Raw genomic sequence first — 1,103 nt, forward strand, 5'->3', positions numbered from 1 at the left:
CGGACTGGGGACATGGGTAACAGGTGTTCGGAGACATGGGTAACACCTAGTCTCACGGGATGTCGACTCTTGGGAGTGCGTCATGCCGTGGAAGGAGAAGACCCTCATGTCCTGTCGCCACGAGTTCGTATTGCTGGCCCGTCAGCCCGGAACGGTGATGCGAGAGCTGTGCCGCCGTTACGCCATCAGCCCCAAGACCGGTTACAAGTGGCTGGAACGTTATGCGAATGAAGGGGAGCTGGGGCTAGCCAATCGGTCGCGTCGGCCGATTCATAGTCCCCAGCGCACCGGGGCGAAGATGGAAGCGCGTGTGCTGGCGTTGCACCGCAAGTATCCGTATTGGGGGCCGCGCAAGCTACGTGCGTTACTGGTCGGTCCAGACGCTCCGCAGCCGAGCACGATCGCGGCGATCCTGCGTCGTCATGGCTGTCGTTTAGCGGGCCCGGCTGTTTCTGCACCGGCCACCCAGCGCTTTGAACAGCCCGCCCCGAATCTGCTGTGGCAGATGGACTTCAAAGGGCACTTCACACTCAGCCCACAGGGTCACTGCCATCCGTTCACCCTGCTGGATGATCACTCTCGTTTCATGTTGCGTCTGCATGCCTGTGCCAACGAGCGCAGCGTGACTGCGCAAATGCAGCTGATTGAGGCTTTTGAGCGCTATGGGTTACCTGATCGCATCACCGCCGATAATGGTCCTGCCTGGGCCGCCACCCGAGGCACCGGCATCACGGCCCTGGAAGCATGGCTCATGCGTCTGGGCGTCACGCTGAGCCACAGCCGCCCGCATCATCCGCAAACCCAGGGCAAACTCGAGCGCCTGCACCGCACGTTGGAACGGGAGGTGGTTCAAGCTCGCCACTACGCCAGCCTGGCTGCCTGCCAGCGCGCCATGGACAGCTGGCGCCATCTCTATAACTGCCGGCGACCACACGAGGCGCTGGGATTGCGTCCCCCTATCTCGCGTTATCGACCCAGTCCGCGCGCTTATCCTGCCCGTCTGTCACCGATCCTCTACGACCAAGGCGTGCACGTGTTGAAGGTTCGGCGCAACGGCCAGATCGTGTATCGCGGCCGCACGATCTTTGTGAGCGAAGGGTTGG

At 62.3% G+C, this 1,103-nt stretch carries 1 protein-coding gene; it reads left to right on the forward strand.

Annotation, left to right across the window (positions count from 1 at the left end; genetic code table 11):
• Positions 1-106: 106 nt before the first annotated feature.
• Positions 107-1,103 (forward strand): IS481 family transposase (locus ISS99_RS00110; RefSeq protein ID WP_204629530.1); only part of this gene is annotated, 997 nt, incomplete at its 3' end.

The sequence above is a fragment of the Dyella mobilis genome, from assembly GCF_016904945.1.
Lineage (GTDB): Bacteria > Pseudomonadota > Gammaproteobacteria > Xanthomonadales > Rhodanobacteraceae > Dyella_B > Dyella_B mobilis.